The organism is Roseovarius sp. THAF8 (assembly GCF_009363735.1).
In the GTDB taxonomy this organism is placed as follows: Bacteria; Pseudomonadota; Alphaproteobacteria; order Rhodobacterales; family Rhodobacteraceae; genus Roseovarius.
Genome location: NZ_CP045410.1, coordinates 1,049,563 through 1,074,986 on the forward strand (window position 1 = coordinate 1,049,563; position 25,424 = coordinate 1,074,986).

The 25,424-nt window shown below is 67.7% G+C and carries 28 protein-coding genes; 8 read left to right on the top strand and 20 right to left on the bottom strand.

The genetic code is table 11. The annotated features are described in order from the left end of the window. Positions 1–105: 105 nt before the first annotated feature. The 6 genes from FIU85_RS05120 to modA all read right to left on the bottom strand — a co-directional run bounded on the left by FIU85_RS05120 (position 106) and on the right by modA (position 4,896). Positions 106–1,770 carry an iron ABC transporter permease gene (locus FIU85_RS05120; RefSeq protein WP_152496096.1) on the bottom strand — a complete coding sequence of 555 codons (1,665 nt, stop codon included), beginning with the start codon at positions 1,768–1,770 and terminating at the stop codon, positions 106–108. A gap of 163 nt (positions 1,771–1,933) precedes the next feature. Next, positions 1,934–2,086, bottom strand: coding sequence for a hemin uptake protein HemP (gene hemP / locus FIU85_RS05125; RefSeq protein ID WP_254701860.1), 153 nt, complete (start codon positions 2,084–2,086; stop codon positions 1,934–1,936). A gap of 20 nt (positions 2,087–2,106) precedes the next feature. Further along, entirely contained in the window at positions 2,107–2,268 is a 162-nt protein-coding gene (locus FIU85_RS21920) for a hypothetical protein (RefSeq protein WP_172978037.1), read from the bottom strand. A gap of 101 nt (positions 2,269–2,369) precedes the next feature. Beyond that, positions 2,370–3,476, bottom strand: coding sequence for a molybdenum ABC transporter ATP-binding protein (modC, locus tag FIU85_RS05130; protein WP_152496097.1), 1,107 nt, complete (start codon positions 3,474–3,476; stop codon positions 2,370–2,372). After that, a complete protein-coding gene (gene modB / locus FIU85_RS05135; RefSeq protein WP_152491771.1) occupies positions 3,473–4,177 on the bottom strand; it encodes a molybdate ABC transporter permease subunit in 705 nt (234 codons plus the stop codon). Before modB ends, modC begins: the two co-directional genes overlap by 4 nt. Next, on the bottom strand, positions 4,174–4,896 hold the full coding sequence (gene modA, locus FIU85_RS05140) for a molybdate ABC transporter substrate-binding protein (protein WP_254703009.1): 723 nt from the start codon (positions 4,894–4,896) through the stop codon (positions 4,174–4,176). The genes modB and modA overlap by 4 nt, the downstream gene beginning before the upstream one ends. Before the next feature lie 236 nt (positions 4,897–5,132). Here modA and FIU85_RS05145 point away from each other — a divergent pair, with 236 nt between their 5' ends. The 5 genes from FIU85_RS05145 (at position 5,133) to ptsP (ending at position 10,719) form a co-directional block, all read left to right on the top strand. Continuing rightward, the gene (locus FIU85_RS05145; RefSeq protein ID WP_152496099.1) at positions 5,133–5,603 is read left to right on the top strand and encodes an NUDIX hydrolase; all 471 of its coding nucleotides are present in this window, start codon (positions 5,133–5,135) and stop codon (positions 5,601–5,603) included. Between the two features lie 78 nt (positions 5,604–5,681). Further along, entirely contained in the window at positions 5,682–6,128 is a 447-nt protein-coding gene (locus tag FIU85_RS05150; protein ID WP_152496100.1) for a DUF1178 family protein, read from the top strand. A gap of 63 nt (positions 6,129–6,191) precedes the next feature. Further along, a complete protein-coding gene (locus tag FIU85_RS05155; RefSeq protein WP_152496101.1) occupies positions 6,192–6,836 on the top strand; it encodes an SDR family NAD(P)-dependent oxidoreductase in 645 nt (214 codons plus the stop codon). Positions 6,837–6,974: 138 nt separating this feature from the next. Then, a complete protein-coding gene (locus FIU85_RS05160) occupies positions 6,975–8,213 on the top strand; it encodes an aspartate kinase (protein WP_152491766.1) in 1,239 nt (412 codons plus the stop codon). A 253-nt stretch (positions 8,214–8,466) separates the two neighbouring features. Continuing rightward, a complete protein-coding gene (gene ptsP / locus FIU85_RS05165; RefSeq protein ID WP_152498183.1) occupies positions 8,467–10,719 on the top strand; it encodes a phosphoenolpyruvate--protein phosphotransferase in 2,253 nt (750 codons plus the stop codon). Between the two features lie 39 nt (positions 10,720–10,758). Here the strand turns inward: ptsP and FIU85_RS05170 are convergent, their stop codons facing one another. Both FIU85_RS05170 and FIU85_RS05175 read right to left on the bottom strand, forming a co-directional pair. Beyond that, positions 10,759–11,547 (bottom strand): EcsC family protein, encoded by a 789-nt coding sequence (locus tag FIU85_RS05170; RefSeq protein ID WP_152498184.1) that lies wholly within the window; start codon positions 11,545–11,547, stop codon positions 10,759–10,761. A 31-nt stretch (positions 11,548–11,578) separates the two neighbouring features. Continuing rightward, complete coding sequence (locus FIU85_RS05175) at positions 11,579–12,064, bottom strand: GNAT family N-acetyltransferase (RefSeq protein ID WP_152491764.1); 486 nt, start codon at positions 12,062–12,064, stop codon at positions 11,579–11,581. Between the two features lie 96 nt (positions 12,065–12,160). Between FIU85_RS05175 and FIU85_RS05180 the strand changes: the two genes are divergently transcribed. Beyond that, the gene (locus FIU85_RS05180) at positions 12,161–12,769 is read left to right on the top strand and encodes a flavin reductase family protein (protein WP_152496102.1); all 609 of its coding nucleotides are present in this window, start codon (positions 12,161–12,163) and stop codon (positions 12,767–12,769) included. A gap of 312 nt (positions 12,770–13,081) precedes the next feature. Here the strand turns inward: FIU85_RS05180 and FIU85_RS05185 are convergent, their stop codons facing one another. The 8 genes from FIU85_RS05185 to FIU85_RS05220 form a co-directional block, all read right to left on the bottom strand. Then, positions 13,082–14,698: a SulP family inorganic anion transporter gene (locus FIU85_RS05185; protein WP_254703046.1), complete on the bottom strand. Its 1,617-nt coding sequence runs from the start codon at positions 14,696–14,698 to the stop codon at positions 13,082–13,084. Positions 14,699–14,816: 118 nt separating this feature from the next. Then, positions 14,817–15,830: an NAD-dependent epimerase/dehydratase family protein gene (locus tag FIU85_RS05190; protein WP_152496104.1), complete on the bottom strand. Its 1,014-nt coding sequence runs from the start codon at positions 15,828–15,830 to the stop codon at positions 14,817–14,819. Positions 15,831–15,910: 80 nt separating this feature from the next. Next, positions 15,911–16,960 (bottom strand): GGDEF domain-containing protein, encoded by a 1,050-nt coding sequence (locus FIU85_RS05195; protein ID WP_254703010.1) that lies wholly within the window; start codon positions 16,958–16,960, stop codon positions 15,911–15,913. Continuing rightward, positions 16,957–17,550 carry a heme NO-binding domain-containing protein gene (locus FIU85_RS05200; RefSeq protein ID WP_152496105.1) on the bottom strand — a complete coding sequence of 198 codons (594 nt, stop codon included), beginning with the start codon at positions 17,548–17,550 and terminating at the stop codon, positions 16,957–16,959. The genes FIU85_RS05195 and FIU85_RS05200 overlap by 4 nt, the downstream gene beginning before the upstream one ends. A gap of 92 nt (positions 17,551–17,642) precedes the next feature. Next, positions 17,643–19,205 (bottom strand): trimethylamine methyltransferase family protein, encoded by a 1,563-nt coding sequence (locus tag FIU85_RS05205; protein WP_152496106.1) that lies wholly within the window; start codon positions 19,203–19,205, stop codon positions 17,643–17,645. 86 nt (positions 19,206–19,291) lie between these two features. Continuing rightward, positions 19,292–20,182, bottom strand: coding sequence for a DMT family transporter (locus FIU85_RS05210; protein WP_152496107.1), 891 nt, complete (start codon positions 20,180–20,182; stop codon positions 19,292–19,294). Continuing rightward, positions 20,179–20,883: an HAD family hydrolase gene (locus tag FIU85_RS05215; RefSeq protein ID WP_152496108.1), complete on the bottom strand. Its 705-nt coding sequence runs from the start codon at positions 20,881–20,883 to the stop codon at positions 20,179–20,181. Before FIU85_RS05215 ends, FIU85_RS05210 begins: the two co-directional genes overlap by 4 nt. A gap of 21 nt (positions 20,884–20,904) precedes the next feature. Beyond that, positions 20,905–21,189 (bottom strand): DUF3572 domain-containing protein, encoded by a 285-nt coding sequence (locus FIU85_RS05220; RefSeq protein ID WP_152496109.1) that lies wholly within the window; start codon positions 21,187–21,189, stop codon positions 20,905–20,907. A gap of 86 nt (positions 21,190–21,275) precedes the next feature. Between FIU85_RS05220 and FIU85_RS05225 the strand changes: the two genes are divergently transcribed. Further along, positions 21,276–22,667, top strand: coding sequence for a diguanylate cyclase (locus tag FIU85_RS05225; protein WP_152496110.1), 1,392 nt, complete (start codon positions 21,276–21,278; stop codon positions 22,665–22,667). Between the two features lie 13 nt (positions 22,668–22,680). On the opposite strand, the gene FIU85_RS05230 is transcribed toward FIU85_RS05225, so the two are convergent. The 4 genes from FIU85_RS05230 to FIU85_RS05245 all read right to left on the bottom strand — a co-directional run bounded on the left by FIU85_RS05230 (position 22,681) and on the right by FIU85_RS05245 (position 24,726). Continuing rightward, entirely contained in the window at positions 22,681–23,157 is a 477-nt protein-coding gene (locus FIU85_RS05230) for a periplasmic heavy metal sensor (protein WP_172978802.1), read from the bottom strand. A 2-nt stretch (positions 23,158–23,159) separates the two neighbouring features. Then, entirely contained in the window at positions 23,160–23,567 is a 408-nt protein-coding gene (locus FIU85_RS05235; protein WP_152491753.1) for a hypothetical protein, read from the bottom strand. Next, complete coding sequence (locus FIU85_RS05240) at positions 23,564–24,148, bottom strand: RNA polymerase sigma factor (RefSeq protein ID WP_152496112.1); 585 nt, start codon at positions 24,146–24,148, stop codon at positions 23,564–23,566. The genes FIU85_RS05235 and FIU85_RS05240 overlap by 4 nt, the downstream gene beginning before the upstream one ends. Before the next feature lie 104 nt (positions 24,149–24,252). Further along, a complete protein-coding gene (locus FIU85_RS05245) occupies positions 24,253–24,726 on the bottom strand; it encodes an EF-hand domain-containing protein (RefSeq protein WP_152496113.1) in 474 nt (157 codons plus the stop codon). 249 nt (positions 24,727–24,975) lie between these two features. Here FIU85_RS05245 and FIU85_RS05250 point away from each other — a divergent pair, with 249 nt between their 5' ends. Next, complete coding sequence (locus FIU85_RS05250; RefSeq protein WP_152496114.1) at positions 24,976–25,413, top strand: DUF983 domain-containing protein; 438 nt, start codon at positions 24,976–24,978, stop codon at positions 25,411–25,413. The last annotated feature ends 11 nt before the right edge of the window (positions 25,414–25,424 follow it).

Sequence of the window (25,424 nt, forward strand, 5' to 3'; positions counted from 1 at the left end):
GCTCCTTGCCACAGCTCTTCCTCTGGCCGGAAATATCCCGGAGAGCGCGAGAGGCAGCGCCTCTCGCCCCGGTCGACGCGGGCGCAGCCCGTGGCGAAACCGCTCTTAACCGGCTTTCATAGCCGCCCCCAGCCGCGCCGCGCGGCGCCCCGGCTCCTCACGCCCGATCGACCGGCAGAGGATGATCACCGGCAACAACCCGAACGCCACCAGCACCAGCGACGGCACCGCCGCCTCGTGCAGCCGCTCATCGGCGGCCAGCCGGTGCGCCTGTACCGCCAGTGTCTGAAAGTTGAACGGATGCAGGATCAGCGTCGCCGGCAACTCCTTCATCACGTCCACGAACACGATCAGCAGCGCCGTCAGCACCGAGGATCGCGCCACCGGCAGATGCACCCGCATCAACAGCTTCGGCCCCGATTGCCCCAGCGACCGCCCGATGGCATCGAAATGCCCCGGCACGGTCGCCATGCCGCTGTCATAGGCATTCAGCGCCGCCGCCATGAACCGGGTCATGTAGGCCAGCACCATCAACCAGATCGACCCGGTGATCAGCAGCCCGGTATCGATGCCTAAATTGCTCTCCATGATCCGGTCGATCAGGTTGTCGAGCGCGGCCATCGGCACCATCAGGCCCACGGCGATGACGCCGCCGGGCACCGCGTATCCCAGTCCCGCGCCCACCACCAGCGCCTTGCTGCCCCGCGTGGGCCGGGTGCGCGCGCGGAACCCGATCAGGATCGCGCCCATCACCGTCAGGACCGCCGCGACCGAGGCCAGCAGGACCGAATTCTGCATGAAGCCGATATAGCGCGCCGCAAAGAGGTTCTGGCCCGACCCCACCGCCATCGTGCCCAGCATGATGACCGGGACGATGAAGCCCAGCAGCACCGGCACGAGGCAGACCAGTGTCGCGATCCATCCCGCGCCGCCGGTCAGCCGCGGCTTCTCCAGCGTGTCGAACCGTGCCCCGCGTCCCGCCGTCTGCGCGCGGCCCCGCTGCGCCCGCTCCAGGCCCGCCACCAGCAGCGCGAACATCAAAAGGCACAGCGACAGCTGCGCCGCAGCGGGCCGGTCCCCCAGGCTGAACCAAGCCTGGTAGATCCCCGTGGCGAAGGTCTGCACATTGAAGAATGCCACCGTGCCGTAATCCGCGATCGTCTCCATCACCGCCAAAAGCGCACCGCCGGCAATGGCAGGGCGCGCCATCGGCAGCGCCACCCGCCAGAACGCCGCCATCGGCGAGCGCCCCAGCGTGCGCGCCACCAGGAACGCGTTCGACGATTGCTGCCGGAACGACGCCCGCGCCAGCAGGTAGACATACGGGTAAAGCACGATGATCAGCATCAGCGCCGCACCGCCCAGGCTGCGGATCTCGGGGAACCAGTAGTCGCGCGGCCCCCACCCCGTCACATCCCGCAAGAGGGTCTGCACCGGGCCGGGATGATCCAGCAGATAGGTATAGGCATAGGCCAGAACATAGGCCGGAAAGGCCAGCGGCAGCGCCAGCGCGATCTCCAGCCAGCGATGTCCAGGAAAGCGATAGACCGTCACCAGCCACGCGGTGACCGAGCCTATGACGGCGGTGGACAGCCCCACCACGACCACGAGGATCAGCGTCGTCGCGGTATAGCGCGGCAGGACACTCGACAACACGTTGCGCCAGGTGTCGAGGTCGCCGGTGAACGCGGCCAGCGCGGACGCGATGATCGGCGCCACGCATAGCGCGACGACGATCCAGGCCAGGCGGTGCAGCAGGCTTTCCGACATGCGGCGAGCGGGTCCTCAAAGGGTGTTGGCGCCCTTCGCTGCCACATCCCGCCGCGACTTGCCAGCAAAAACCCGACAGAAACGTTTGGCCGGCCGCCACGTCGCGCGGCCGCCAAAGATGCAGAGCCATCCCGGACATGATCCGGGATCGCCCGGACCGCCCTCATTTGGTCAGGATCAGCTTGCCCGCCCGCGTGATCCGCAAGGTGTAGACCTTGTCGTCCAGCGTGATCTGCGCGGTCGTGCGACCTTTCGTTAACTCCCTTGCGTCAAACAGGGCTTCGCTGGTTTCGGTATCGGCCACCAGCTGCGGCATCGCCTTGGTCTGTGCGCGGATCATGCCCGGACCTCCCCGGCGCGTTCCAGCAGCCGTTCGATCATCAGGTCAAGGCACAGCCCGCTGGCCATCGCCGACCCGAGAAGGGGAAAGTTCACGTCCGGCACGCCCGCGTGCCGCGGCTCCAAGCCTGCCGATTCTGTCTGTCGGATCACATGCATGATCGCGCTCCATTGCTTGCGATTTCAGGGGGTGGCTGACCGATCCGGCTGGCTTGACCTAATTTCTGATCGATTTAGTCAGAAATGTCAACTCGCAGGATCTACCCTGTCTGCGAAGGCACGGCACCGCCGATGCTGCCGCGCGGGATCGCGGTGGCGTTCAGGATCGCGAAACAGGCCTTGCCGGGGGCCAGGCCCATCTCCGACGCCGCCCTCTGGGTGATGCGCGCCAGGAACATGTCATCGCCCGCCCGCAACTGAACCGCCACCCCCGGCCCCATCCCGCGATGCAGCGCCACGATCCCGACCGGCAGCACGTTGTGCGACGACAACCCCTCGGGCCGCGCCTGTGACAGCAGCACGTCCCCCGCCAGCACCCGCAGCCGGATCATGCTGCCCTCGGGCGCGGTGACGCCGGGCAGCAGCAACTCACCGCCCGACAGCACCAGGCGGCTCAGCCCGTCGGCCCCGTGCTCGGCCACCCGCGCCGGCAGGATCGCCCCGGCCTCGCGCACGCCAACGAGGGGCAGCGCCTTGGGATCGCTCAGCACGGCCTCGGCCCTGCCCGACAGCACCACCTGCCCGCGCTGCATCACCACCAGATCATCTGCCAGCCGCGCCACCTCGGCCAGGTTGTGCGAGACGTAGACGATCGGCACCTGTGCCACGTCCCGCAACCGCTCCAGGTAGGGAAAGATCTCGTCCTTGCGCGGCTCGTCCAGCGCCGCCAGCGGCTCGTCCATCAACAGCAGGCGCGGCCGCGACAGCCAGGCCCGCGCCAGCGCCACCCGCTGTTTCTCCCCGCCCGAGAGCGTGCCGGGCCGCCGGCCCAGCAGCGCCTCCAGCCCCAACAGCCCCACGACCCGCCCCATCTCGGGCCGGTCCAGCCCACCGGGCGCAAAGCGGGCGCCGTATTCGATATTCGCCCCGACACTCATGTGCGGAAACAGCCGCCCGTCCTGAAAGACATAGCCGATACGCCTGCGCGCCGCCGGCACGTGCACGCCCCCTTTGCCGTCGAACAGCACCGTATCGTCCAGCGCGATCCGCCCGGCATCGGGACGCAGCAATCCGGCGATGGCATTGACGACGCTGGACTTCCCCGCGCCCGACGGCCCGAACAGGGCGGTCACCCCAGCCCCGGCCTCGAACGCCACGTCCAGGTCCAGCCCCGGAAACCGATGCCCGATCTCGACGCTCAGGCTCATCGCGTCACGTCCTGACCGATGCGCCGCGCCACGCGCCGGGCCAGCCATTCCGACACCAGCACCGCGCCCAGCGCCACGACGGTCGCCAGCACGACCAGCCGTATCGCCGCCGTCTCCCCGCCCGGAACCTGCAGAAAGGCATAGATCGCCGAGGGCAAGGTCTGTGTCTCACCGGGAATGTTGGCCACGAACGTGATGGTCGCGCCAAATTCGCCCATCGCCTTGGCAAAGCCCAGCACGACGCCCGCCAGGATGCCCGGCGCGATCAGCGGCAACGTCACGGTGCGAAACCGCGCCATCCGGCCCGCGCCCAGCGTCTCCGCCGCCTCTTCCAGCCTGGGGTCCACCGCCTCGATCGCCAGCCGTATCGCCCGCACCATCAGCGGAAATCCCATGATCCCCGCCGCCAGCGCCGCGCCGGTCCAGCGAAAGGCGAACACGATCCCCCAGTCGGCCAGCACCCGGCCCACCGCCCCGTTCATCCCGAAGGTCAAAAGCAGAAGATACCCCGTGACCACCGGCGGCAGGACCAGCGGCAAATGCACCAGCGCGCTTAGCAGCGCCTTTCCCGGGAACCGCTTGCGCGCCAGCACCCACGCCATCGCGACAGCCAGCGGCAGGCTGACCAGCACCGCCCAGAACGACACCTTCAGCGACAGCGCCAGCGCCGCGGATTCCGCTTCGGTCAGGCCAAAGGTCACCGATCGTCCCCAAGCACCACGAATCCATGCCGCTCGAACGCCTGCCGCGCCGCGTCGCGCTGCAAATGCGACAGCACCCCGCGCGCGGCCTCGCTGTCGCGCCCCGCAATCAGGGCGGCCGGGTAAACGATCGAGGCATGCAAGCGCGCGTCGATCTCCGCCAGCACCACGACGCCCGGATCGGCCTGCGCATCGCTGGCATAGACGACGCCCAGCGGCGCCTCGCCGCGCGACACCAGCGCCAGCGCCGCGCGGACGTTCTCGCTCTCGGCCAGTTGCGGGCGCAGCGCCTGCCAAAGGCCCGCCGCCTGCATCCATTCCCTGGCATAGATGCCCGCCGGAACGGCCTCGGTGTGGCCCACGGCCAGCCGCCCCCCGGCCAGCCTGCCCGTCAGCGCGGCGGCATCCGCGCGGTCCAAAGGCGCCGCGCCTTTCGGGCCCACCAGAACCAGCCGGTTGCCCAACAGGTCCCGGCGGCTGCCGGCGTCCACAAGGGCCTGCTCCTGCAGCCAGTCCATCCAGGCCACGTTCGCCAGGATCACCACGTCCGCGGGCGCTCCCTGCGCGATCTGCCGCGCCATGGTGCCCGACCCGCCATAGGACACGCGCACGTGCGTCTCTGCCCCCTCCAGCGCGGCATCGAGCGCCCCGCGCAGGGACGCGGCGGCGAAAATGGTGACCGGCGCATCCGCCCGCCCCGGGGCGATCGTCGCCAGCATCGTGCAAATGATTGTCAGAAGGCCGAAAATGCGTAACATCGGCGCAAGTATCCTGCACCTGCGGAGGCGACACAAGAGCCGTGGCACAGCACCATTTACGTTTCGGACCCGACGGCGCGCTGCATCGCGGCAAGGGAATGCGCGGCTATCATGGAAAATTCATGTGAATCGAATAAAATCGTGCTAATACTTCGTATATACATTCCGGTCTGAGCAGACGGGCAGGAGAGAACCCGATGACCCTACACAGCAAAGATCAGCTTCCCCTGGCGCTGCAGATTCCCGACAAGCGCGACGTGCGCACCCAGTTCGGCGCCTTGTGTTTCCGGATGAAGGCGGGCCAGCCGCAGGTCCTGATGATCACCTCCCGGCGCACCGGGCGCTGGATCATCCCCAAGGGCTGGCCGATCGAAGGCAAAACCCCCGGCGACAGCGCCCTGCGCGAAGCCTGGGAAGAGGCCGGCGTGCGCGGCAAGGTCGCGGGCCCGTGCCTTGCGCTCTTTTCCTATTCCAAGGGCGTCGGCACCGCCGACAAACTGCCGTGCGTCGTCATGGTCTACCCGGTCAAGGTCAACGCCCTGACCGATGACTTTCCCGAGGCCGGACAGCGCAAACGCCGCTGGATGAGCCTCAAGAAGGCCGCGAAACGGGTCAATGAGCCCGAGCTTGCGCACCTGCTGAAAACCTTCGACCCGCGCAAGTTGTAAATCGCCCGGCACCGCGCTTCTGCTTGATTGTACCGGGATTTTGCCTATTTGTTACACGTCGGATAGCGGAGCGGAACGGTGATCAAGTTCACCCTGAAATGCAAGAATGACCACCAGTTCGAAAGCTGGTTCCAGTCGGCTGCGGCCTTTGACAAGCTCGACGCCGCCGGCATGGTGTCCTGTGCCGTGTGCGGAAACGGCTCGGTGGAAAAGGCGATGATGGCCCCCAGTGTCCGCGCCAGCCGAAACGCCGCCCCGGCCCAGCAGGCCCCGTCGGCAGGCGACGGCCTTTCCGCCCCCACCGACGACCGCGCCCGCGCCATTGAGGCCCTGAAACGGCAGGTCGAGGAAAACTCCGAATATGTCGGCACCAGTTTCGCCAAACGGGCCCGCGACATGCATGACGGCGTCACCCCGGACCGCCCCATTCATGGCGAGGCGAAACCCGAGGAAGCCCGCAGGCTGATCGAGGACGGCGTGCCGATCCTGCCCCTGCCCTTCGTCCCGAGCCGAAAGTCGAACTAGCCTCTCGCAATGCCGCCCCCCGGCATGGCGCAGACCCCCACCGCGACCCCAAGGAGCCTTGCCATGCATGTTGTCATAACCGGCGCCAACCGCGGCATCGGCGCCGCCCTCGCCAAGGGTTATGCCGCCCGGGGCGACGACGTCACCGGCACATCCCGCGACCCCGAGGCCGAATACACGCTCGACGTGACCGACCCGGCCAGTCACCGCGCCTTCGCCGCGCGGCTCGACGGCGCGCCGGTGGATCTGCTGATCTGCAACGCCGGCGTCTATCTTGACAAGGGCGAGACCCTGCCCGACGGCTACCCGGCCAAGATGTGGGCGGACAGTTTCGCCGCCAACGTGACCGGGGTCTTCCTGACCGTTCAAACCCTGCTGCCCTGCCTGCAGGCGGCACAGGCGGGCAGGATTGCCATCATTTCCAGCCAGATGGCCAGCCACGAACGCGCGCCCGGCGGCAGCTACATCTACCGCGCCTCCAAGGCGGCCGCCCTGAACCTCGGGCGCAACCTGTCGAAGGACCTGGCGCCCCTGGGGCTTGCGGTCGGGATCTACCATCCCGGCTGGGTGCGCACCGACATGGGCGGTGACGGCGCGGACATCTCGGTGGACGAGGCCGCTGCGGGCCTGATCGAGCGTTTCGATGCGCTCGACACCGACAGCACCGGCTGTTTCAAGACCTGGGACGGCCAGGACCACCCGTTCTGACCCGCCATTTTCTTCACCGAAGAAAATGCCCAGGAAAATTCGTACGAATTTTCCTGGCCGCGCCCGACCCACGCTCCGCTCTTGCCCTTCCCCGCGCACCCGCGTAAAGCACCTGCGATCTGACCCAAGGACGCAGCCATGCCCCTGCTCGTGATGAAATTCGGCGGCACTTCGGTGGCCAATATCGACCGCATCCGCCGCGCGGCGAAACGCGTGGGCGTCGAGGTGGCCAAGGGCTATGACGTGATCGTCATCGTCTCGGCCATGGCCGGGCGCACCAATGAACTGGTGGGCTGGGTCGACGAGATCTCGCCGCTCTACGACGCCCGCGAATACGACGCCGTGGTCAGCTCGGGCGAGGCCGTCACCGCAGGCCTCATGGCGCTGACCTTGCAGGAAATGGACATCCCGGCGCGCAGTTGGCAGGGCTGGCAGGTGCCGCTCAGGACGAACTCGTCCCACTCCGCCGCCCGGATCGAGGAAATCCCCACCGACAACATCAACGCCAAGTTCGGCGAAGGCATGCAGGTCGCCGTGGTCGCGGGCTTCCAGGGCGTCAGCCCCGAGGGCCGGATCACCACGCTGGGCCGGGGCGGATCGGACACGACAGCGGTGGCCTTCGCCGCCGCCTTCGGCGCGGAACGCTGCGACATATACACGGATGTCGACGGCGTCTACACCACCGATCCGCGCATCACCGACAAGGCGCGCAAGCTCGACAAGATCGCCTTCGAGGAGATGCTGGAACTGGCCTCGCTCGGCGCCAAGGTCCTGCAGACCCGCTCGGTCGAGCTGGCGATGCGCTACAACGTGCGCCTGCGCGTGCTATCAAGTTTCGAGGAACAATCGGACGACGCAGGGACCCTGGTCTGCGCCGAGGAGGAAATCATGGAATCAAACGTGGTCAACGGCATCGCCTATTCCCGCGACGAGGCGAAGATGACCCTTATCTCGGTCGCCGACCGGCCCGGAATCGCCGCCGCCATCTTCGGGCCGCTGTCGGACGCGGGCGTCAACGTGGACATGATCATCCAGAACATTTCCGAGGAAGGCCGCACCGACATGACCTTCTCGTGCCCCACCAACCAGGTGGCCCGCGCCGAAAAGGCGCTCAAGGGCGCCAAGGAAAAGGGCGAGATCAACTTTCACGACCTCGTGGCCGACACCAACGTGGCCAAGGTCTCGGCCGTAGGCATCGGCATGCGCAGCCAGTCGGGCGTCGCCGCCAAAATGTTCCGGACGCTGCGCGACGAAGGCATCAACATCAAGGTCATCTCGACCTCCGAGATCAAGATCTCGGTGCTGATCGACCGCAAGTACATGGAACTGGCCGTGCAGTCGCTGCATGACGCGTTCGAGCTGGACAAGACCGCCTGACGGGCCGCCCCGGCGCCCTGCGGCGGGGCAGCGCCAGCGACGCCACGCCCGCTTTCGACAGCCCCGCGCCGGCCCGCTCTTGCGGCAGGGACAAGCGCGATCCGACACCAATCGGGCAATATCGAGGCAATTCACCGGGCTGCGCCGCCCCGCGCGTCGCCGCGCGACATTGCCATTTCACAATGCCGGCAACCTGTGATTTAAACGTCCCGGCTCCGGCCAGAACGGCCCAATGGAAAGGCTTCCGAACGCCATGTCACCTTCCGGCGATCATATCGAGACGGACAGCCGCCAGATGCTCTCGCGCCTGCGCGCGCTCATGGCCGAGGACGCCGCCGGACAGGCCCGGCTCGACGCGATCACCGCGCTCATCGCCGAGGAAATGCGCACCGAGGTGTGCTCGATCTACCTCTTCCGCGACGAGGACACGCTGGAGCTCTGCGCCACCGAAGGTCTCAACCGCGACGCCGTGCACCAGACCCGGATGAAGCTGGGCGAGGGCCTCGTGGGCCGCGTGGCGCGCACCGGCAAGGTGGTCAACACCGACAACGCGCCCGCCGCCCGCGGCTTTCGCTACATGCCCGAAACCGGGGAAGAGGCCTATTGCTCCTTCATGGGGGTCCCGATCCAGCGGCTGGGCGAAACCCTGGGCGTGCTGGTGGTCCAGTCCAAGCAGGCCCGCGAATATTCCGACGAAGAGCTTTACGCGGTCGAGGTCGTCGCCATGGTCATCGCCGAGATGGCCGAGCTGGGCGCCTTCGTCGGCGAAGGTGCGGCCATGTCGGCCCGCCACCAGCAGCCCGTCCTGTTCCGCGGCGGCATCGCCCAGGAAGGGGCCGCGCAGGGCCATGTCTGGCTGCACGAGCCGCGCGTCGTGGTCACCAACCCCATCGCCGAGGATCCCAACCGCGAACTGGAACGGCTGGAAGAGGCCGTGGACACCCTGCGCGTGGGCGTCAACCGCATGCTCTCGACGGCGGCCACCGGCGACAAGGAACAGCTCCAGGTGCTCGAAGCCTACCGCATGTTCGCCAATTCCAAGGGCTGGATGAAGCGGATGGAGGAGGACATCGCACGCGGCCTGTCGGCGGAGGCGGCGGTGGAAAAGGAACAATCCACCACCCGCGCCCGGATGACGCAAGTCACCGACCCCTACCTGCGCGACCGGCTCCACGACCTTGACGATCTCTCGAACCGCCTCTTGCGCATCCTCACCGGCCAGGGGTCGGAAACCGGGGCGGAAATGCCCGACGATCCGATCCTGATCGCGCGCAATATCGGCCCCGGCGAGTTGCTGGATTACGGGCGCAAACTGCGCGGCATTGTGCTTGAGGAAGGCTCGGTCGGTAGCCACGCCGCCATCGTCGCCCGCGCGCTGGCGATCCCGCTGGTCATTCACGCCAGCCGCATCACCAACGAGGCGCTCAACGGCGATTTCATCATGGTCGACGGCGATCAGGGCATCGTGCACCTGCGCCCCGACGACAACGTGGTCACAGCCTTCCGCGACAAGATGGCGATGCAGGCGCAGGCCCAGGAACGCTACGCCTCGATCCGCGACAAACCGGCGGAAACACTCTGCGGCACCCGGCTCGCGCTGCACATGAACGCCGGCCTCATGGCCGACCTGCCCAGCCTCGAAGGCTCGGGCGCCGAAGGCGTGGGCCTCTTCCGCACCGAGCTTCAGTTCCTCGTGCGCGCCCACATGCCCCGCCGCTCGGAACTGAGCGAGCTATATTCCCACGTCATGGACGCGGCCCGCGGCAAGCGCGTCTGCTTCCGCACGCTCGACATCGGCTCCGACAAGGTGCTGCCCTACATGAAGGTGGTGGACGAGCCCAACCCCGCCCTCGGTTGGCGCGCGGTGCGCGTGGCGCTCGACAAGCCCGGCGTGATGCGGATGCAGTTGCAGGCGCTCGTGCGCGCCGCCAAAGGGCGCCCGCTGTCGGTGATGTTCCCCTTCGTCGCCCAGCGCGAAGAATTCTCCGCCGCCAATGCCGAGATGAACAAGGCGCTGGATCGCGAGCGCATCCTCGGACACCCCCTGCCCTCCGAGATCGAGATCGGCGCGATGCTGGAAACGCCGTCGCTGGCCTTCGCGCCTGATTCTTTCTTCAAAGAGGTCGATTTTCTGTCGATCGGCGGCAATGACCTCAAGCAGTTCTTCTTCGCCGCCGACCGCGAGAACGAACTGGTGCGGCGGCGCTACGACACGCTAAACGTCAGCTTTCTGAGCTTCATCGAATCCATCGTGAAACGCTGCGAGACGCATGACACGCCGCTGAGCTTTTGCGGCGAGGATGCCGGCCGCCCGGTCGAGGCCGCCTGCTTTGCCGCGATCGGCCTGCGCAGCCTCTCGATGCGCCCGGCCTCCATCGGGCCGGTGAAATCCATCCTTCGCCGGGTCGATCTGGAGGAGCTCTACGAGGTGATCGACGGTGTGCGCATCGCGGGCGACCAATCGGTCCGTCCGGCGGTCATGGACTACCTCAAGGGCAAGCTCTGAGCCGCAGAAAATTCGTACGAATTTTCTCCGGCCCGGCCCTCAGGCGCGCTTGACGCTCGGAAGCGCCACCAGTTCGCGAAAATCCTCCAGCAGTTCGGCATGGTCGCGGTCGGCCTCTATGGCCAGGCGGCGCAGGCCGAAATGCACATGCGCCATCTGCTGGTAATAGCTGGTGAAGGCATAGTTGGTCGCCGCCCCCGCCGCCGCCCCCAGGATGGGGACCGTCTGCGCCGCCAGCTTCTGACCCAGCACGGTGGCCAGCCGTGGCGCGACCTTCGCCACCAGCGCCTGAACCGCCTTGCCGGTCACCGCCACGCGGGTGCTGAGAAAGGCCAGATCGCTGCCGTCGTCGTGGTCCAGCGGCCCGGCTGCGGCGAATACCTTGATACAGTCGTATTGCACGCCCGGCTCGTCCGGGTCGAAGCCGTATTCCGCCGCAACGTCCTGGATCGCCCGCAGCAGCACCGTGGTCGTGACAGGCAGTTCCGCCAGCGCCGTCGGCAGTCCGCCCGCGCCGCCCGCGGCCCCCATCGCCGTGGTCATCGCACGGCTCAGCCAGCCGGGGCTCTCGGCCACGTATCCGCGCGAGCGGTGCGCCGTGTCCATCGCCAGCCGCAGCGCCCGCTCGGTGCTGTCGTCCAGCCGCGACCGCACCGGCGCCGGCAGGCGCGACAACAGGCCTTCCGCCTGGCTGCCGATCATGTTGAGCACCTGGATGCCGACATTTCCGGCCCGCCGATGCCGCTCGGCCAGCGCCTTCAGGCGCGCCTCCACCGCGGTCGCATCAATCGCCGCCGGCAGGATCTCGGAATAGGATTTCTTGCCCATGCCTAGAAGATCGGGCACCGCGCCCGCATTTTCAAGCGTCACGCACGACTTTACCGGCAATCCCGTCCCAGGCCCCGGGGGTCAGCGCGTATCCGAGCACCCGTTCGGGGTTGGTAGGCGGCGGCATCTTCACCTTGTCCAGCCGGGTAAACCCGAACCGCGCGTAATAGGGCGCGTCCCCCACCAGCATCGCCCGGTCCCAGCCGGCCTCATGCCCGATCCGCAACGCCTCGCGGATGAGGTACCCGCCCAGGCCCTCGCCCTGCCGCGTCGGGTGCACCGCGATGGGCCCCACCAGCAACGCCCGCGCCGTGCCGATCCGCACCGGCCAGACCCGGATCGCCCCGGCCAGGATGCCCCCCTCGTCGCGCGCCACCAGGCACAGCGCCGCCACCGGCGCCACGCCCTCGCGCAGCCGGTAGGACGACAGCGCCTCGCGTCCGGGCGCAAAGCACAGGTCGTAGAGCGCCTCGACCTCCCACCAATCCTCGCGTGTCTCTTGGTGCAACTCGTACACGGGGGCGCATTATCCTTCGAAAAACAGGTGGATCGTCGCGTAGCACGCGTTTAGGCCTATGTCCAAACGCATTCGTCCCAACCCGGAAAGTTGCTCATGTTCTACCGCCCCGAAGACGGCCACGGCCTGCCGCACAACCCGTTCAACGCCATCGTCGCACCCCGGCCCATCGGCTGGATCTCCACCCGCGGCAGCGACGGGGCGGAAAACCTCGCGCCCTATTCCTTCTTCAACGCCGTGGCCTATGTGCCGCCGCAGGTGATGTTCTCCTCGACCTCGACCAAGCCCGACAGGGGCGACACCAAGGACAGCGTCGCCAATATCCGCGACACCGGCGTCTTTTGCGTGAACATCGTGGAATACGCCCTGCGCGACGCGATGAACCGGACCTCGGGCCCCTGGCCCAGGGACACCGACGAGTTCACCGATGCCGCCCTCGAACGCGCCGCCTGCGAGACCATCCCCTGCTCCCGCGTGGCCGCCGCGCCCGCAGCGCTGGAATGCAAGCTGACGCAGATCGTCGACCTGCCCGGCGAGGCCAACAAGGTGGTGTTCGGCGAGGTCACCGGCGTCTACATCCGCGACGACTGCCTGAAGAACGGCATCTTCGACGTGCTCAGCTTCAACCCGCTCGCGCGGATGGGCTACAAGGATTACACCGTGGTGCGCGAGAAATTCGCCCTCGCGCGTCCGGGGGAAAACTGAAGAGACCGGCCGCGCATTGCCGGGCCGCGGTGCGGCGATCCATCGGCCCATCTAAAGCGCTTTATCGCTGCCAAATCCGAAACACCTGCGAGCGGAGCACCAAGCTGTACCAAATCGCCGTGCCGTTGGGGCGGCCCGGCGATGCGCGGCGGCACGGCAGAGCCGTGCCTTGACTCCGCGCGCAAGTGCAGGACGCGGGCGCCGTCCCGGGCCTGACCCGGGACCAAGATGGCAAGGAGATCCCGGATCAAGTCCGGGATGCACCGTTACGTAGGGTGGGTGAAAACCCACGCGCCCCGCCCCGGCAGACCGTCAATGCCCCGCGCCCAGGACCCCCGTCTTGACGTCGTAATCCACTGCCAGCCCGTAATCGGGGTCGTCGTCGCTGTCGACCATCAGGTGTCCGGCCTTGTTCAGCATCCGGTGGCAATCCCGCGTCAGGTGCCGCAACTGCAACCGCTTGCCCGTCGCCAGGTACTTGCCCGCCACCGCCTCGATGGCCTGCAACGCCGACTGGTCCACGACCCGGCTCTCGGCGAAGTCCACGACCACCTTGTCGGGGTCGCTGTCGGGGTCGAACAGCTCCACGAACCCGCTGGCCGAGCCGAAAAACAGCGGCCCCTGCACGCGGTAGACCTTGGTGCCGTCCATCTCCTTGCCGGTGATGGCATGAATGCGCTTGGCGTTGTTCCACGCGTAGGTCAGCGCCGACACGATCACGCCCACGACCACGGCAATCGCCAGGTCGTATTGCACCGTCACCACCGTCACCAGCACGATCACCAGCGCGTCCGACAAGGGCACCTTGCGCAGGATGCGCAGCGAGTTCCAGGCAAACGTCCCGATCACCACCATGAACATCACGCCCACCAGCGCGGCCAGCGGGATCTGCTCGATCAGCGGAGAGGCAAAGAGGATGAAGATCAGCAGGAACACCGCCGCGCAGATCCCCGCGATCCGCGTGCGCCCGCCCGATTTTACGTTGATGATCGACTGCCCGATCATGGCGCAGCCGCCCATGCCGCCGAAGAACCCGGTCACGGTGTTGGCCACGCCCTGCGCGATGCATTCCTGGCTGGCGCCGCCGCGCTTATTCGTCATCTCGCCTACCAGGTTCAAGGTCAGCAGACTCTCGATCAGGCCAATCGCGGCCAGGATCACGGCATAGGGCAGGATGATCTCGAACGTCTCCAGCGTCAGCGGCACGGTCGGAACATGGAAGGACGGCAATCCGCCCTGGATCGACGCAAGGTCGCCCACGCGCGGCACGTCCAGCCCGAACACCACGACGATCCCCGCCACCAGCCCGATGCCCGCCAACGGCGCCGGGATCACCTTGGTCACGCGCGGCATCAACCAGACCACCGCCATGGTCAGCGCCACCAGCGCCAGCATGGTGTAGAGCGGCATGCTCGACAGCCATTCGCCACCGCTCATCCCGTGGCCGGTGTTCTCCATAGTGCCTGGCACCTTGAACTGGCCCAGTTGCGCCAGGAAAATCACGATGGCGAGCCCATTGACGAAGCCCAGCATCACCGGATGCGGCACCAGCCGGATGAACTTGCCCCAGCGCAAGACCCCCGCCGTCATCTGCAAGATCCCCATCAGAACGACCGTGGCGAAAAGGTATTCCACCCCATGCTGCGCCACCAGCGACACCATCACCACGGCCAGCGCGCCCGTGGCCCCGCTGATCATGCCGGGACGGCCGCCGATCAGCGCGGTGATCAGCCCCACGATGAAGGCCGCGTAAAGCCCTACCAGCGGATGCACCCCGGCGACAAAGGCGAACGCCACCGCTTCCGGCACCAGCGCCAGCGCCACGGTCAGCCCCGACAACAGCTCGATCCGCAGCCGCGTCGGGCTCAGCCGCTCTCCGGGCGTCAGGCTCAGTTCGGACAGATCGAAGCGTTTGGCCCAGTCGGCCAGCAAGGTGCGTTTCACGGGGGGTATCCTGAATGGTATTTTTCGCGCGAGCGTCCCCCTAACGCGAACCCGCCCGTTTGACCATTGCCAATTTCAGGACCCCGCCATGAACGTGGCGGAATTACTTGCCGTAATACTCGCGGAACCACGCCACGAACTGCTTCACGCCGTCGCGCACATCCGTATCGGGGCGATACCCGGTCAGGCTGTGCAGCAGGCTGGCGTCGGCCCATGTGGCGGGCACGTCGCCCTTCTGCATATCCATCAGGTTGCGCTCGGCGGTCATGCCCAGCGCCGCCTCGATGGCGTCCACGAAATCGGTCAGGCGAATGCTGTCGGAATTGCCGATATTGACCACCCGGTAGGGCGCCACCGGCGACAGGCTGTCGCCCTCGGCGATGTCCTCGGGGCGGTCGGGCCGAACCGGCGCTGCGTCCATCAACAGGCGGATGCCGCGCACCAGGTCGGTGACATAAGTGAAATCGCGGTACATCTCGCCGTGGTTGTAGACGTCGATGGGACGCCCCTCCAGGATCGCGTCGACGAACTTGTAAAGCGCCATGTCGGGCCGCCCCCAGGGCCCGTAGACGGTGAAAAAGCGGAACATCGTCGTCGGCAGGTTCCACAGGTGGGCATATGAATGGCCCATCGCCTCGGCCGCCTTCTTGGTGGCGGCATAGATCGTCATCTGCGTGTCGGCCTTCTGCGTCTCGGCATAGGGCATGTCGGTCTCGGCCCCGTAGACCGAACTGGTCGAGGCCATCAGCAGATGGCGCACCTCGTGCCGCCGTGCGGCCTCCATCACGTTGAACGTGCCCACCACGTTGGCGTCGATATAGGCGCGCGGGTTCTCCAGGCTGTAGCGCACGCCGGCCTGGGCGGCCAGGTGCACGATGATGTCGGGCGCGCAGTCATCGACCGCGTCGTCCAGCGCCGCCACGTCCTCCAGCATCGCCTCGTGCGCCTTGAACTCGGGCGATTGCAACAGCATCTGGTGCCGCCGCGCCTTCAGCCGCACGTCGTAGTAATCCGTCAGCCCGTCAAAGCCGTGCACGACCATGCCTTCGTCCAGCAGGAGCCTGGCCAGGTGAAAGCCGATGAACCCGGCCGTGCCGGTGATGAAGACCCGTGTCATATGACCGCTGTCCGTCTTGCCCCGATTTGCGCCCAACGGTTAAAGGGCACGGTCCCGTTGCACAAGACCCCGGCCCGTGCTCAGTCGCCCGTCGCGGCGTCGACGGTATGCCGCGCGACCGCGCGGCGCAGGTCGGGCGCAAAGGCCACGTGACAGCCCCGCCCGGCCTCTTTCGCGGCGTAAAGCGCAAGGTCGGCATCGTCCATCATCACCGCCAGCCGCGGCGTGGCGTAGTTCGCGCTGCGCGTGGTCCCGATGCTGCCGGAAATCCGCGCCATCTCGCCGCCGATGCTCAAGGGTTCCTCCAGCCGCCGGATCAGTCGTTGCGCCAGCTCGGCCAGCCGCGCGTCCGAAGGCGCCTCGGCGAAGATCAGAACGAACTCGTCCCCGCCGACGCGAATGACCGTGTCCTCGCTGCGGGTTTCCTCGCGCAGGATGCGCGCCACGCGGCGCAGCACATGGTCGCCCGCCGCGTGGCCCAGCGTGTCGTTCACGGATTTGAAGTAATCCAGGTCCAGGTGCATCAGCGTGAAATCCGCGCCGCGCGCGATCAGGCGGCGGATCACGGGGTCGAGCGCACGGCGGTTGCGCAATCCCGTCAGCGTGTCGGTATGTGCCTCTTCCTCCGCCGCGGCCTTCGCCCCCTGCAACCGCTGGCTCAGTTTCTGAAAGGCGTCCATGACGGCCGCTTTCGCCTCGACAAGGTACAGCATCTCGACCGCAAGGTCGGTCGCGGCGAAATCGCGGCTGGTCAGGTCGTGGCGGCCCACGGCGTCGATCAGGCCGATCCCGAAGGACAGGTCCACGATCAACCCGCCCGGTGGCCCGGTGCCCCGGTCCCCTGGCAAGGGGGCCGCGACGCCTTTCAATTCGATCCCGGGCGCGTCGCGCAACACGCAGTGCAGCCGTCGGCCCACCGCCGCGCGCAGGCCCGCCCCCCCCGGCGCCAGGCGGGGCCGCTTCACGTCGAAAAGCTCCAGGAACGCGCGGCCGACCGGGCCCGCAGGGCCCAGGACCTTTTGCGCGGTGGGTCCCGCATGGACGATCCGCCCGTCCGCATCCAGCACCAGGTGCATCGGACACAGCACATCCAGCAGCGTCCCCGACGCCGCGATCCTGTCGCTCGTCACTGGGCCGCCCCCAGCGAAAAGCTCCGCCCCCGGGCAAAGGCCGTCTCCAGCACGCGCACCTCGATGGTCTCGACCCCGTCGCGGCGCCCCTTGTGATCCAGCGTCACCAGCACGCCGTAGTCGTCCGCCATCGCCCGCAGCAACCCCAAGAGCACGTAACCAAAGGACAATCCGCCGGACCGCCCCGCGCCGACGGCGACCGAAAACCTGTGCCCGTCGTGATCGTGCAACTCGATCGGCGGCAGGATCAGTTGTGGCACCGCCAGCCGCGCCCGCGCCGGAAGATCATCCAGGGAATGCAGGAAATCGGTGAAATCCGTGCCGGAAAACCGCAGCAGCCGCCGCAGCGCCTCGGCGGTGGGATGCGACACCAGGTAGGTGCCGATATCCTCCAGTATCGCGGCCTCGGGCTTGTCCAGAACCCGCGACACCCCGGCCAGCACGTCCCGCGTCACCGCGTCGGGATAGTCCAGCATCGCCTCGAAGTCCTGCGGCACCAGCTCCGACCGGCCGGCCACCTCGCCCCAGGTGTCCTGCCCATAGGTATCGCGGATGAAAAGTTCGATGGCCCGGTTGATCAGCCCGTGCATGTCACGCTCCTGCTTCCGGCAAAGCCTTTGCAGAACGGCGTTAACAAGCCGTGGACGTTTCCAATTGTCGCTATTTCCGGCCGGCGCACACGTCAGAAATCGGTCGGCGCGCCGCCTTCCTCCTTGCGCCGGGCGACGAAGGCTTCCAGTTCCTCGCGCACCGCGTCGTCGATAGGGGGCGCCTCGAAGCTCGCGATGATGTCGCGAAAGACCTGGTGCGCGCGTTGCGGGGTCCATGCCGCGCCAGAGGCCTCCCATGCCTCGAAGTTCCGCCAGTCGCTCAGGAACGGCTGGTAGAACGCCGTGGTATAGCGGTCCTGGGTGTGCTGGATGCCGAAGAAATGCCCCTGGTTGCCCACTTCGCGCACCGCCTCCAGCGCAATCTCGTCGGGGCCGGTCGCGGTCAGCATCGGGTCCATGTAGCGCTGGATATGCTGCAATATCTCGCAATCCATGATGAACTTCTCGGGGCTGGCGATCAGCCCGCCTTCAAGCCAGCCGGCGGCATGATAGACCATGTGCGCCCCCGACTGCACCGCCGACCACAGGCTGTTCGAGGTTTCCCACATTGCCTGCCCGTCCGGCACGTTCGCCGCGCACACACCCGACGCCCGCATCGGCAGGCCATAGAACCGCGCCATCTGCCCCGTCATCTGCGTCGCGCGCATGTATTCCGGCGTCCCGAAGGCAGGCGCGCCCGATTTCATGTCGACATTGCTGGTGAACGTGCCGATGGCGCAGCCCACGCCGGGCCGGATCGCCTGCGCCAGCACGATCGCGCACAGCCCCTCGGCCAGGCTTTGCGCCACCGCCCCCGCCATGGTCACCGGCGCCATCGCCCCGGCCAGCGTGAACGGCGTCACCACCAGCCCCTGGTTGCGCCGCGCCAGGCGCATCCAGCCGTCCAGCATCGGGAAATCATGCTTCAGGGGCGAGGTGGAGTTGATGTTGGAATACATGTGCGGGCGCGCCTCGAACGCATCGTCCGTAAGGCCGCCGGCAATGCGCACCATCTCCATCACATCCTCGACCCGCTCCCGGCCCAGGCAATAGGCATGCGCCACCTTGTCGGTCAGCGTCAGCTTGTCATAGAGCACATCGAGGTGCCGCACGCTGGCATGCACGTCCTGCGGCTCCACCGGGTAGCCACCGACGAAATGCACGCAGTTGAAATACTGGCTCAGTTTCAGCAGGTTGGCGCACATCTCGCGCGTGCCAGTCACCTTGCGCCCTATCCCCATGTCCCAGTAACTGGGCGGCGACGAGACATTGCCGAAATTCAGGTGCCGCCCCCCGATCGTGATGGCATGATCGGGGTTGCGCGGCGTGATGGTGAACTCGCTCGGCGCCTTGCCGATCATCTCCATCACAAAATCGCGCCCCATCCGCACGTTCTCGCCATTGATGTCGCACCCGCCGGTGCCGCGCAGAACCTCCACCGCCTCGGCGTTCAGGAACTCGATGCCGATCTCCTCGAGGATGCGCATCGCACCGTCATGGATCGCCTGGATCCCGGCCTCGTCCAGCGGCTCGACCGGTCGGTCGATGTTGATCGGCGGGTTCCAGGGCATCTGCTCGATGACGGCGGTGCCCCTGCGTGTCGCGTTTCCGGCCCGCCCGCCACTGCGTTTCCTGCGTAAGGCTGTCTCTGCCATGGTGAGTCTCCTGCTGGACCCTTCCATGCAACCACCGGGCCGGCCGGCTGGTTTGCCGCTTTGCGACAGAACCTGTCGCAGGTGAACTATCGCGGCACGATTAGCGCCGCCCGCCGCCGCAGGATCGACAGATACACCGTCAGGCTGCCCACCACGATGGCACCGCCGACCAGCATCGCCGCCGTGGGCCGTTCCCCCACGCCGATCCACACCCACAGCGGCCCCAGAACCGTTTCCAGCAGCATCAGCAGACTGACATTGGCCGCCAGCGTGTGGCGCGCGGCCAGCGACAGCATGAAGAATGATACCGGCAGCACAACGCCCCCGGTGATCGCCATGGCCCAGACCCGGCCCTGAAACATCGCCTCCACACCGGTCACCGACCATCCGATCCCGCCCGCGATCCACGCGCCGACCCCGATGGCAAGCAGGATCGGCAGGTCGGGGCTGGCCCTCACCGTGACGAAATTCAGCGCCAGCACGAACGCCACGCCCAGGCCAAAGCCCGCCCCCGTCACCGCGGCCCAGTTCAGGGCCACGTCGCCATGCCCGCCGCCCAGCAAGGCGATCCCGATTCCGGCCATCACCGCCGCGATGGCCGCCCAGGTCAGCGCCGAGGTCGTCTCGCCCGTCACCACCCGGCTCAGCAGCGCCGAAAAGACCGGCACCGCCGCCACGCCCATCAGCACCACCGCCGCCGGGGCCGACGCGATGCCCATACAGAACAGCATCGAGTTCAGCACCTGCGCCACGACGATCATCGCCCCCGGCCCGCTGCGCAGCCGGGCCATGTCGCCGCCACGGTCCCGGCTGGTGACCGCCCAGGCCAGCAGCATCATCGTGCCCATGAACAAACCGCGCCAGCCGGTCATCTGGATGCCTTCCATGCCCGACAGCCGCATCAGCATCGCGTCCGGCGTCAGCACCACCGTGCCGACCAGTGCCAGCAGAACCCCGCGCGAGACGCCCGCGCTCACGCGATCATCCAGGCCGGGATATGCCCGATATCCGGCAGCACGACATCGGCAAAGGGCGCCAGGTCGGCCCGCGTGGCCGTGCCGGTCAGCACCGCGACGGTCTGCATCCCCGCCGCGCGCCCCGCCAGCAGGTCATGGGTGCTGTCGCCCACCATCGCCACCCGCCCGGGCGCAAGGCCCATGGCGCGGGCGAAGGCCAGGCAGGGCCCCGGCGCGGGCTTGGCCCCGTGGCCCGAATCGAACCCGGCGATGAAATCGAACTGGTCCACCACGCCGGCCTTGCCCAGATGCGCACGCGCGCCATGCTCGGTGTCGTTGGTCGCCACGCCCAGCGCCAGGCCCTCGGCGGCCAGGGCCTGCAGGAACGCCGCCAGCGGCACGGTCTCGGCCTGCGGCGCCGCGGCCGAGGTCTCCATCAGGAAGGTCTCCAGCTCTTCGATCCTGCGGTCGGGCACGGCACGCGCCACGCATTCGGCGGCCTCGCGGTTCGTGCCCGCGACGATCGGGCTCGTCGGGCGAAACCGCCTCTCGTCCAGATCGTAATGCATCTCCGACGCCAGTCTCGCCCGCACGGCCGCGTCGCCCTGCGCCAGGTCCTCGATCAGGTCACCGGCCCAGGCGCTCCAGGTGGTGTGGAAATCGAACAGCGTGCCATCCTTGTCGAACAGCAGCCCATCAACCTTTCTTGCGGGTTTGTTCACCTTATGGTCCTCGAAATTAATTTACGTCCAATGGGTCTGGACCCCGCCCGGAAGCGCGGCGCGGGCCTCGACAACCGCCTCGGGCGGCACGTTCGCGGCCTCGCTGAACTCCATGATCCACGCGTCGTCCATCAGCAGAAAATCCAGCAAAGAGGCAAGAAAATCAGGATCTTGCGCACCCGTGAGCAGATCGTCCCGCCCCGCCCCGGCCGCGCCCATGAACACGTCCAGCAGGTTTTCGTGCCCCGCGATCCACGTCAGCGCCTTGAGCGCGATCGTCTCGGCGGCTTCTCGCTGGTTGGCCATATTGCTTAACTCCCGGCAAGGATTTCTTAACCAATGACAGGGATAGTCTTGCCATAGCAAAGAGCAAGTCGGAAAGGCGGCGGCACATGCCGGGCACTGTTCTCATCGTCGATGGTCTGGCGACCAACCGGATCGTGCTGAAGGTCAAGCTTTCAGCCGCCTATTTCCACGTCGAACAGGCCGGCAGCGCGGCAGAGGCGCTGACGCTGATCGCGCACGACAGGCCGCAGGCGGTTCTGGTGACCGATGGACTGCCCGACAGCTCCGCCTGCGACCTGGTCCGCGACATCCACGCCCTGCCCGGCTGCGACCGGCTGCCGGTGCTGGTCCTGAGCGCGAAACGGGCCCCCGACGCGCGGCGTGCCCTGCTGAAATGCGGCGCCTGCGACGTCTTGCTCAAACCCTACAGCGAAAAGGTGCTCCTGGCGCGGTTGCGCTCGCTGTCGCGGCAGGCGCCGGTCGAGGTCGATCTCGACCTCACCAGCGGCGCCGCCCACGCGCTCGGGCTGGCCGAGGCGCAGGCCGGTTTCGCCCCGCGCGGGCTGGTGGCGGCGCTGCACCGCGGGACGGCAACGGACCAGGCGCTGTGTCACCGGCTCGTGCAGGACATGCGCCACCGGCTCGAGACCTTCCGCATGGACCGCGCAGGGCAACTCTCGGGGCTGACCGCACCGCCCGACGTGCTGCTCGTCTCCCTGCCCGCAGATGCCGGCGAGGCCGCGCTTGTCCGCCTGGCCGAACTCTGCAGCGCGCCGCGCACCCGCCAGTCCCGCGTGCTTGCGCTGCTGGACGCCGCCGATGACAGGCTTGCGGTCAAGCTGCTGGACATGGGCATCGACGATTTCGCCACCCGCGATGCCGGCCCCCGGGAAATCGCCCTTCGCATCGACGCGCTCTTGCGCGCGAAACAGGCCGACGACCTGCAGCGCGCCCGCCTGCGCACCGGCCTGAACGCCGCGGTTACCGATCCGCTGACCGGCCTCTACAACCGCCGATATGCGTTGGCGCAGATGGCCCGCCTGATCGAGACCGCCCGGGAGAGCAAACAGACCTTCGCGCTGATGGTCGCCGATCTCGATCACTTCAAGAGCGTCAACGACACGTATGGCCACGCCGCCGGCGACCATGTCCTCACGCGCGTCGCCAGCGCCCTGCGCGACGCGCTTCGCCCCGGCGACAGCCTGGCGCGCATCGGCGGCGAGGAATTCCTTGTGCTGATGCCCCAATCCGGGATCGCCGCCGCACGCGCCATGGCCAAGCACCTGTGCCGTACCGTGCGCGAGACCGCGATTGCCATCCCAGGGGTCGAGGCCCCGCTCTCCCTGACCGTCAGCATCGGCGCCACCGTGGCCAACCCGGCGGTGAAGGACAGCGACCTCGAACCGGAAAGGCTCCTGGCCGATGCCGACCACGCGCTCTATGCCGCCAAGTCGGGCGGGCGCGACACGGTCACGATCTCGCATTTATCCGCCGCCTGACAGCGGCCGGGCCTCAGCGTTTGCGCCGCTGCATCTCGGCCTCCAGCCGGTCGGCATAGGCGGCCCGGTCGGCCGCGCTCATCTCGCCCCAATACTCGACCAGCAGACCCTGGGCCGAGGCCATCCGGCCGTCGAACATCTCCCGCAGCCGCGCCATCCGCTCTTCCGCCGCGGCCCCGTCGAACGTCTCGGCCCGCAGCAGAGCGACCAGCCCCTCCATCTCCTGGTGGAACGCCGCGCGTCCGCCCTTTTCGGCCCGGAACGTGCGGATCATGCGTTGCTTCAGCTCCGCCCGGTCCGCCTCGCTCAGCGCCCGGTGCATGGCGCCCGCGCCACCCGGCGGGCCGCCGCGCCACTTGGGGCCGCCCTTGATCGCGAAACCGGCGGCCACGCCGATGACCAACAGGTTCAACGCCAGCGACACCACCAGCAGGATCTTCATCCAGCGCGGTGCCCCCGTGCGCGGAGTCATCTCCGTTCCGTCGCTCATGCTCATCCTCCCTCGCCGGGAAAGAGATCGGTGCCAAGGTCCGGCTCGAAGGCCAGCGTGACATCCTGGTCCCAGACACTCTGCGCCGCCGTGCTCAATCCCTCGGGCGGCGCGACCCCGATCCACACTCCGGTCAGCGCCGCCGCGCCAAGCCCCGCCACGGCGGGCCATCCGCCCAGTGCCGCGAAGACCCCGCGCAGCCCGCGGGCCGGCGCAGGGTAGAGCCGCGCCGCCCCGGCCCCGGCACTGGCGCTGGCCATGTCCCCAGCCCTCTCCGCGAACCCGGCCTGCACGGCCTCCGCGTCGCCCAGCACCCGCGCCAGGAAATCCGCGTCCGGTTCCGGCGCGTGGGTGCGGGCCGCGGCGAACATCGCCTCCATCCCGTCGTCAGGTTTGCCGGTCTTGCTCATTCCGCGTACCCCAGTTCATCCTTCCTGGCGCCCAGCACCTCGCTCAGCGCCCGTTTCCCCCGCGCCGTCAGGCTTTCCACCGCCTCGACGCTGATCCCCATGATCTCGGCAATCTCCGGATTGCCCAGCTCTTCGATATGGCGCAGCACCACCGCCTGTCTCTGCCGCTCGGGCAGGTCCTGCAGCGCCGCCTGCAACGCATCGGCCCGGGCCCGCTCCTGCATGTCCTCCGCGGCACTGGCCCGGTCTTCCGCCGGATCGCCCGCCGCCTCCAGCGGCCTGGTGCGCCAGCCCCGGCGCAGCCGGTCGGTACAAAGATTCGCCACCACGCGGTAAAGCCAGGTGGTCACCTTCGCCTCCCCCTGCCGCCATTCCGGCGCCACCCGCCACAGCCGGAGCAGCGCCTCCTGCGCCACGTCCTCGGCCTCGGCCCGGTTGCCCAACAGCCGGAAGGCATGGGCCAGAACGCGCGGGCTCAGCCGCAATGTCAACGCCCGCGCCGCCGCCCGCTCTCCGTTCGCGAAGAGCACCAGCAGCGCCTCGTCGGGCACGTCGTCCATGGCATCGAACGGCATCGTCATGTCCCGGTCGTCTATCCTGCCCCGTCACCTTGCGTCCGGTTCTTACGCCGGACCGGCCCGCCCCGGCCAGCCATTAAGCCATCGCCGGGGCGCAACCGCGCGGATCACTCCGCGTTCTGCCCGGTCTTCTTGCCGTGCCGTTTGGCGTGCATCTCGCGCATCTTCTCGCGCGCGGCGTCGAACTCGGCCTGGCTGATCGCGCCATCACCATCGGTATCGGCCCGGTCGAACATCTTGCCACCGCGCCGCGCCTGCGCTTCGTCAAAGCTCACGCCGCCATCGCCGTCGCTGTCCAGCCGCTCGATCATCTTGGCGGCACGCTTGGCGGCCCTTTCCTGCCCGCGGGCCTGCATTTCCTCCAGGCTCATCACGCCATCGCCATCGGTGTCGGCTTCATCGAACCGCGCCTTCATGCGCGCCTGCATCTCGTCTTTCGTGATCTGGCCATCCCCGTTCGTGTCCAGGTCCTCGAACGAATGACGCGGGCCCTTGCCCTCGCCCGACGCGGCCACGCCCTGCACGGCCCCGCCCAGTGCGATCGTCATGCCAAGGGCGCTCATGATCATCAGGTTCTTCATCTCTATGCTCCATCTCGGTCAGGTCTGCTGCAACGCGATCTTGCGCCGCGTCTTGAGGTTTGCGACCGCGCCTGCCATCGCGATCTACACCCCTAAACGACGGCGACCGCGCGTTCCGTCGCCCCGCACCGATATTTTTCCGGGCAGACCCGGCCCATCCTTTGCGACATCCCGACGCACGGACAGCCTGTCACCTTCCAATTTGCTCCCGGACGGCGCACCTCTGTTGCCATTGACGCGCGAGGGCACATGACCAGCACCGATCACGACACGCACGGCTCCGCTTCCGTGGCGCCGACGACGCCGGGGAAACAGGACACCACCGAGCGCGAGCTCTGGCCCGCGGTCTTTCGCGGATTTCGCCGCACATGCCCCAATTGCGGGTCGGGTCCGATCCTCAAGAGCTATCTCAAGCTGCGCAAGACCTGTCCGGTCTGCCGCGAAGATCTCAGCCATGCCCGCGCCGATGACGGCCCGGCCTACCTGACGATCCTGGTCGTGGGTCACCTCATGGCGCCGCTCCTGCACATCGCCTTCACGACGTGGCGGCCCGAACCCCTGGTGCTTTTCACCATTTTCGCTATTGGCTGCGTCACGCTCTCGCTTTACCTTCTGCCCCGGCTGAAAGGGGCCATCGTCGGCTTCCAGTGGGCGCGCCAGATGCACGGCTTCGGGGACGACACCTGACCCTTCGGCCC

Bases quoted from the DNA above. Each gene is read 5' to 3' on its own strand.
- FIU85_RS05120 (WP_152496096.1), bottom strand. From the start codon at position 1,770: ATGTCGGAAAGCCTGCTGCACCGCCTGGCCTGGATCGTCGTCGCGCTA.
- hemP (WP_254701860.1), bottom strand. From the start codon at position 2,086: ATGCCGCAGCTGGTGGCCGATACCGAAACCAGCGAAGCCCTGTTTGAC.
- FIU85_RS21920 (WP_172978037.1), bottom strand. From the start codon at position 2,268: ATGCATGTGATCCGACAGACAGAATCGGCAGGCTTGGAGCCGCGGCAC.
- modC (WP_152496097.1), bottom strand. From the start codon at position 3,476: ATGAGCCTGAGCGTCGAGATCGGGCATCGGTTTCCGGGGCTGGACCTG.
- modA (WP_254703009.1), bottom strand. From the start codon at position 4,896: ATGCTGGCGACGATCGCCCCGGGGCGGGCGGATGCGCCGGTCACCATT.
- FIU85_RS05145 (WP_152496099.1), top strand. From the start codon at position 5,133: ATGACCCTACACAGCAAAGATCAGCTTCCCCTGGCGCTGCAGATTCCC.
- FIU85_RS05155 (WP_152496101.1), top strand. From the start codon at position 6,192: ATGCATGTTGTCATAACCGGCGCCAACCGCGGCATCGGCGCCGCCCTC.
- FIU85_RS05160 (WP_152491766.1), top strand. From the start codon at position 6,975: ATGCCCCTGCTCGTGATGAAATTCGGCGGCACTTCGGTGGCCAATATC.
- ptsP (WP_152498183.1), top strand. From the start codon at position 8,467: ATGTCACCTTCCGGCGATCATATCGAGACGGACAGCCGCCAGATGCTC.
- FIU85_RS05170 (WP_152498184.1), bottom strand. From the start codon at position 11,547: ATGGGCAAGAAATCCTATTCCGAGATCCTGCCGGCGGCGATTGATGCG.
- FIU85_RS05180 (WP_152496102.1), top strand. From the start codon at position 12,161: ATGTTCTACCGCCCCGAAGACGGCCACGGCCTGCCGCACAACCCGTTC.
- FIU85_RS05190 (WP_152496104.1), bottom strand. From the start codon at position 15,830: ATGACACGGGTCTTCATCACCGGCACGGCCGGGTTCATCGGCTTTCAC.
- FIU85_RS05200 (WP_152496105.1), bottom strand. From the start codon at position 17,550: ATGCACGGGCTGATCAACCGGGCCATCGAACTTTTCATCCGCGATACC.
- FIU85_RS05205 (WP_152496106.1), bottom strand. From the start codon at position 19,205: ATGGCAGAGACAGCCTTACGCAGGAAACGCAGTGGCGGGCGGGCCGGA.
- FIU85_RS05220 (WP_152496109.1), bottom strand. From the start codon at position 21,189: ATGGCCAACCAGCGAGAAGCCGCCGAGACGATCGCGCTCAAGGCGCTG.
- FIU85_RS05225 (WP_152496110.1), top strand. From the start codon at position 21,276: ATGCCGGGCACTGTTCTCATCGTCGATGGTCTGGCGACCAACCGGATC.
- FIU85_RS05230 (WP_172978802.1), bottom strand. From the start codon at position 23,157: ATGAGCGACGGAACGGAGATGACTCCGCGCACGGGGGCACCGCGCTGG.
- FIU85_RS05235 (WP_152491753.1), bottom strand. From the start codon at position 23,567: ATGAGCAAGACCGGCAAACCTGACGACGGGATGGAGGCGATGTTCGCC.
- FIU85_RS05240 (WP_152496112.1), bottom strand. From the start codon at position 24,148: ATGACGATGCCGTTCGATGCCATGGACGACGTGCCCGACGAGGCGCTG.
- FIU85_RS05245 (WP_152496113.1), bottom strand. From the start codon at position 24,726: ATGAAGAACCTGATGATCATGAGCGCCCTTGGCATGACGATCGCACTG.
- FIU85_RS05250 (WP_152496114.1), top strand. From the start codon at position 24,976: ATGACCAGCACCGATCACGACACGCACGGCTCCGCTTCCGTGGCGCCG.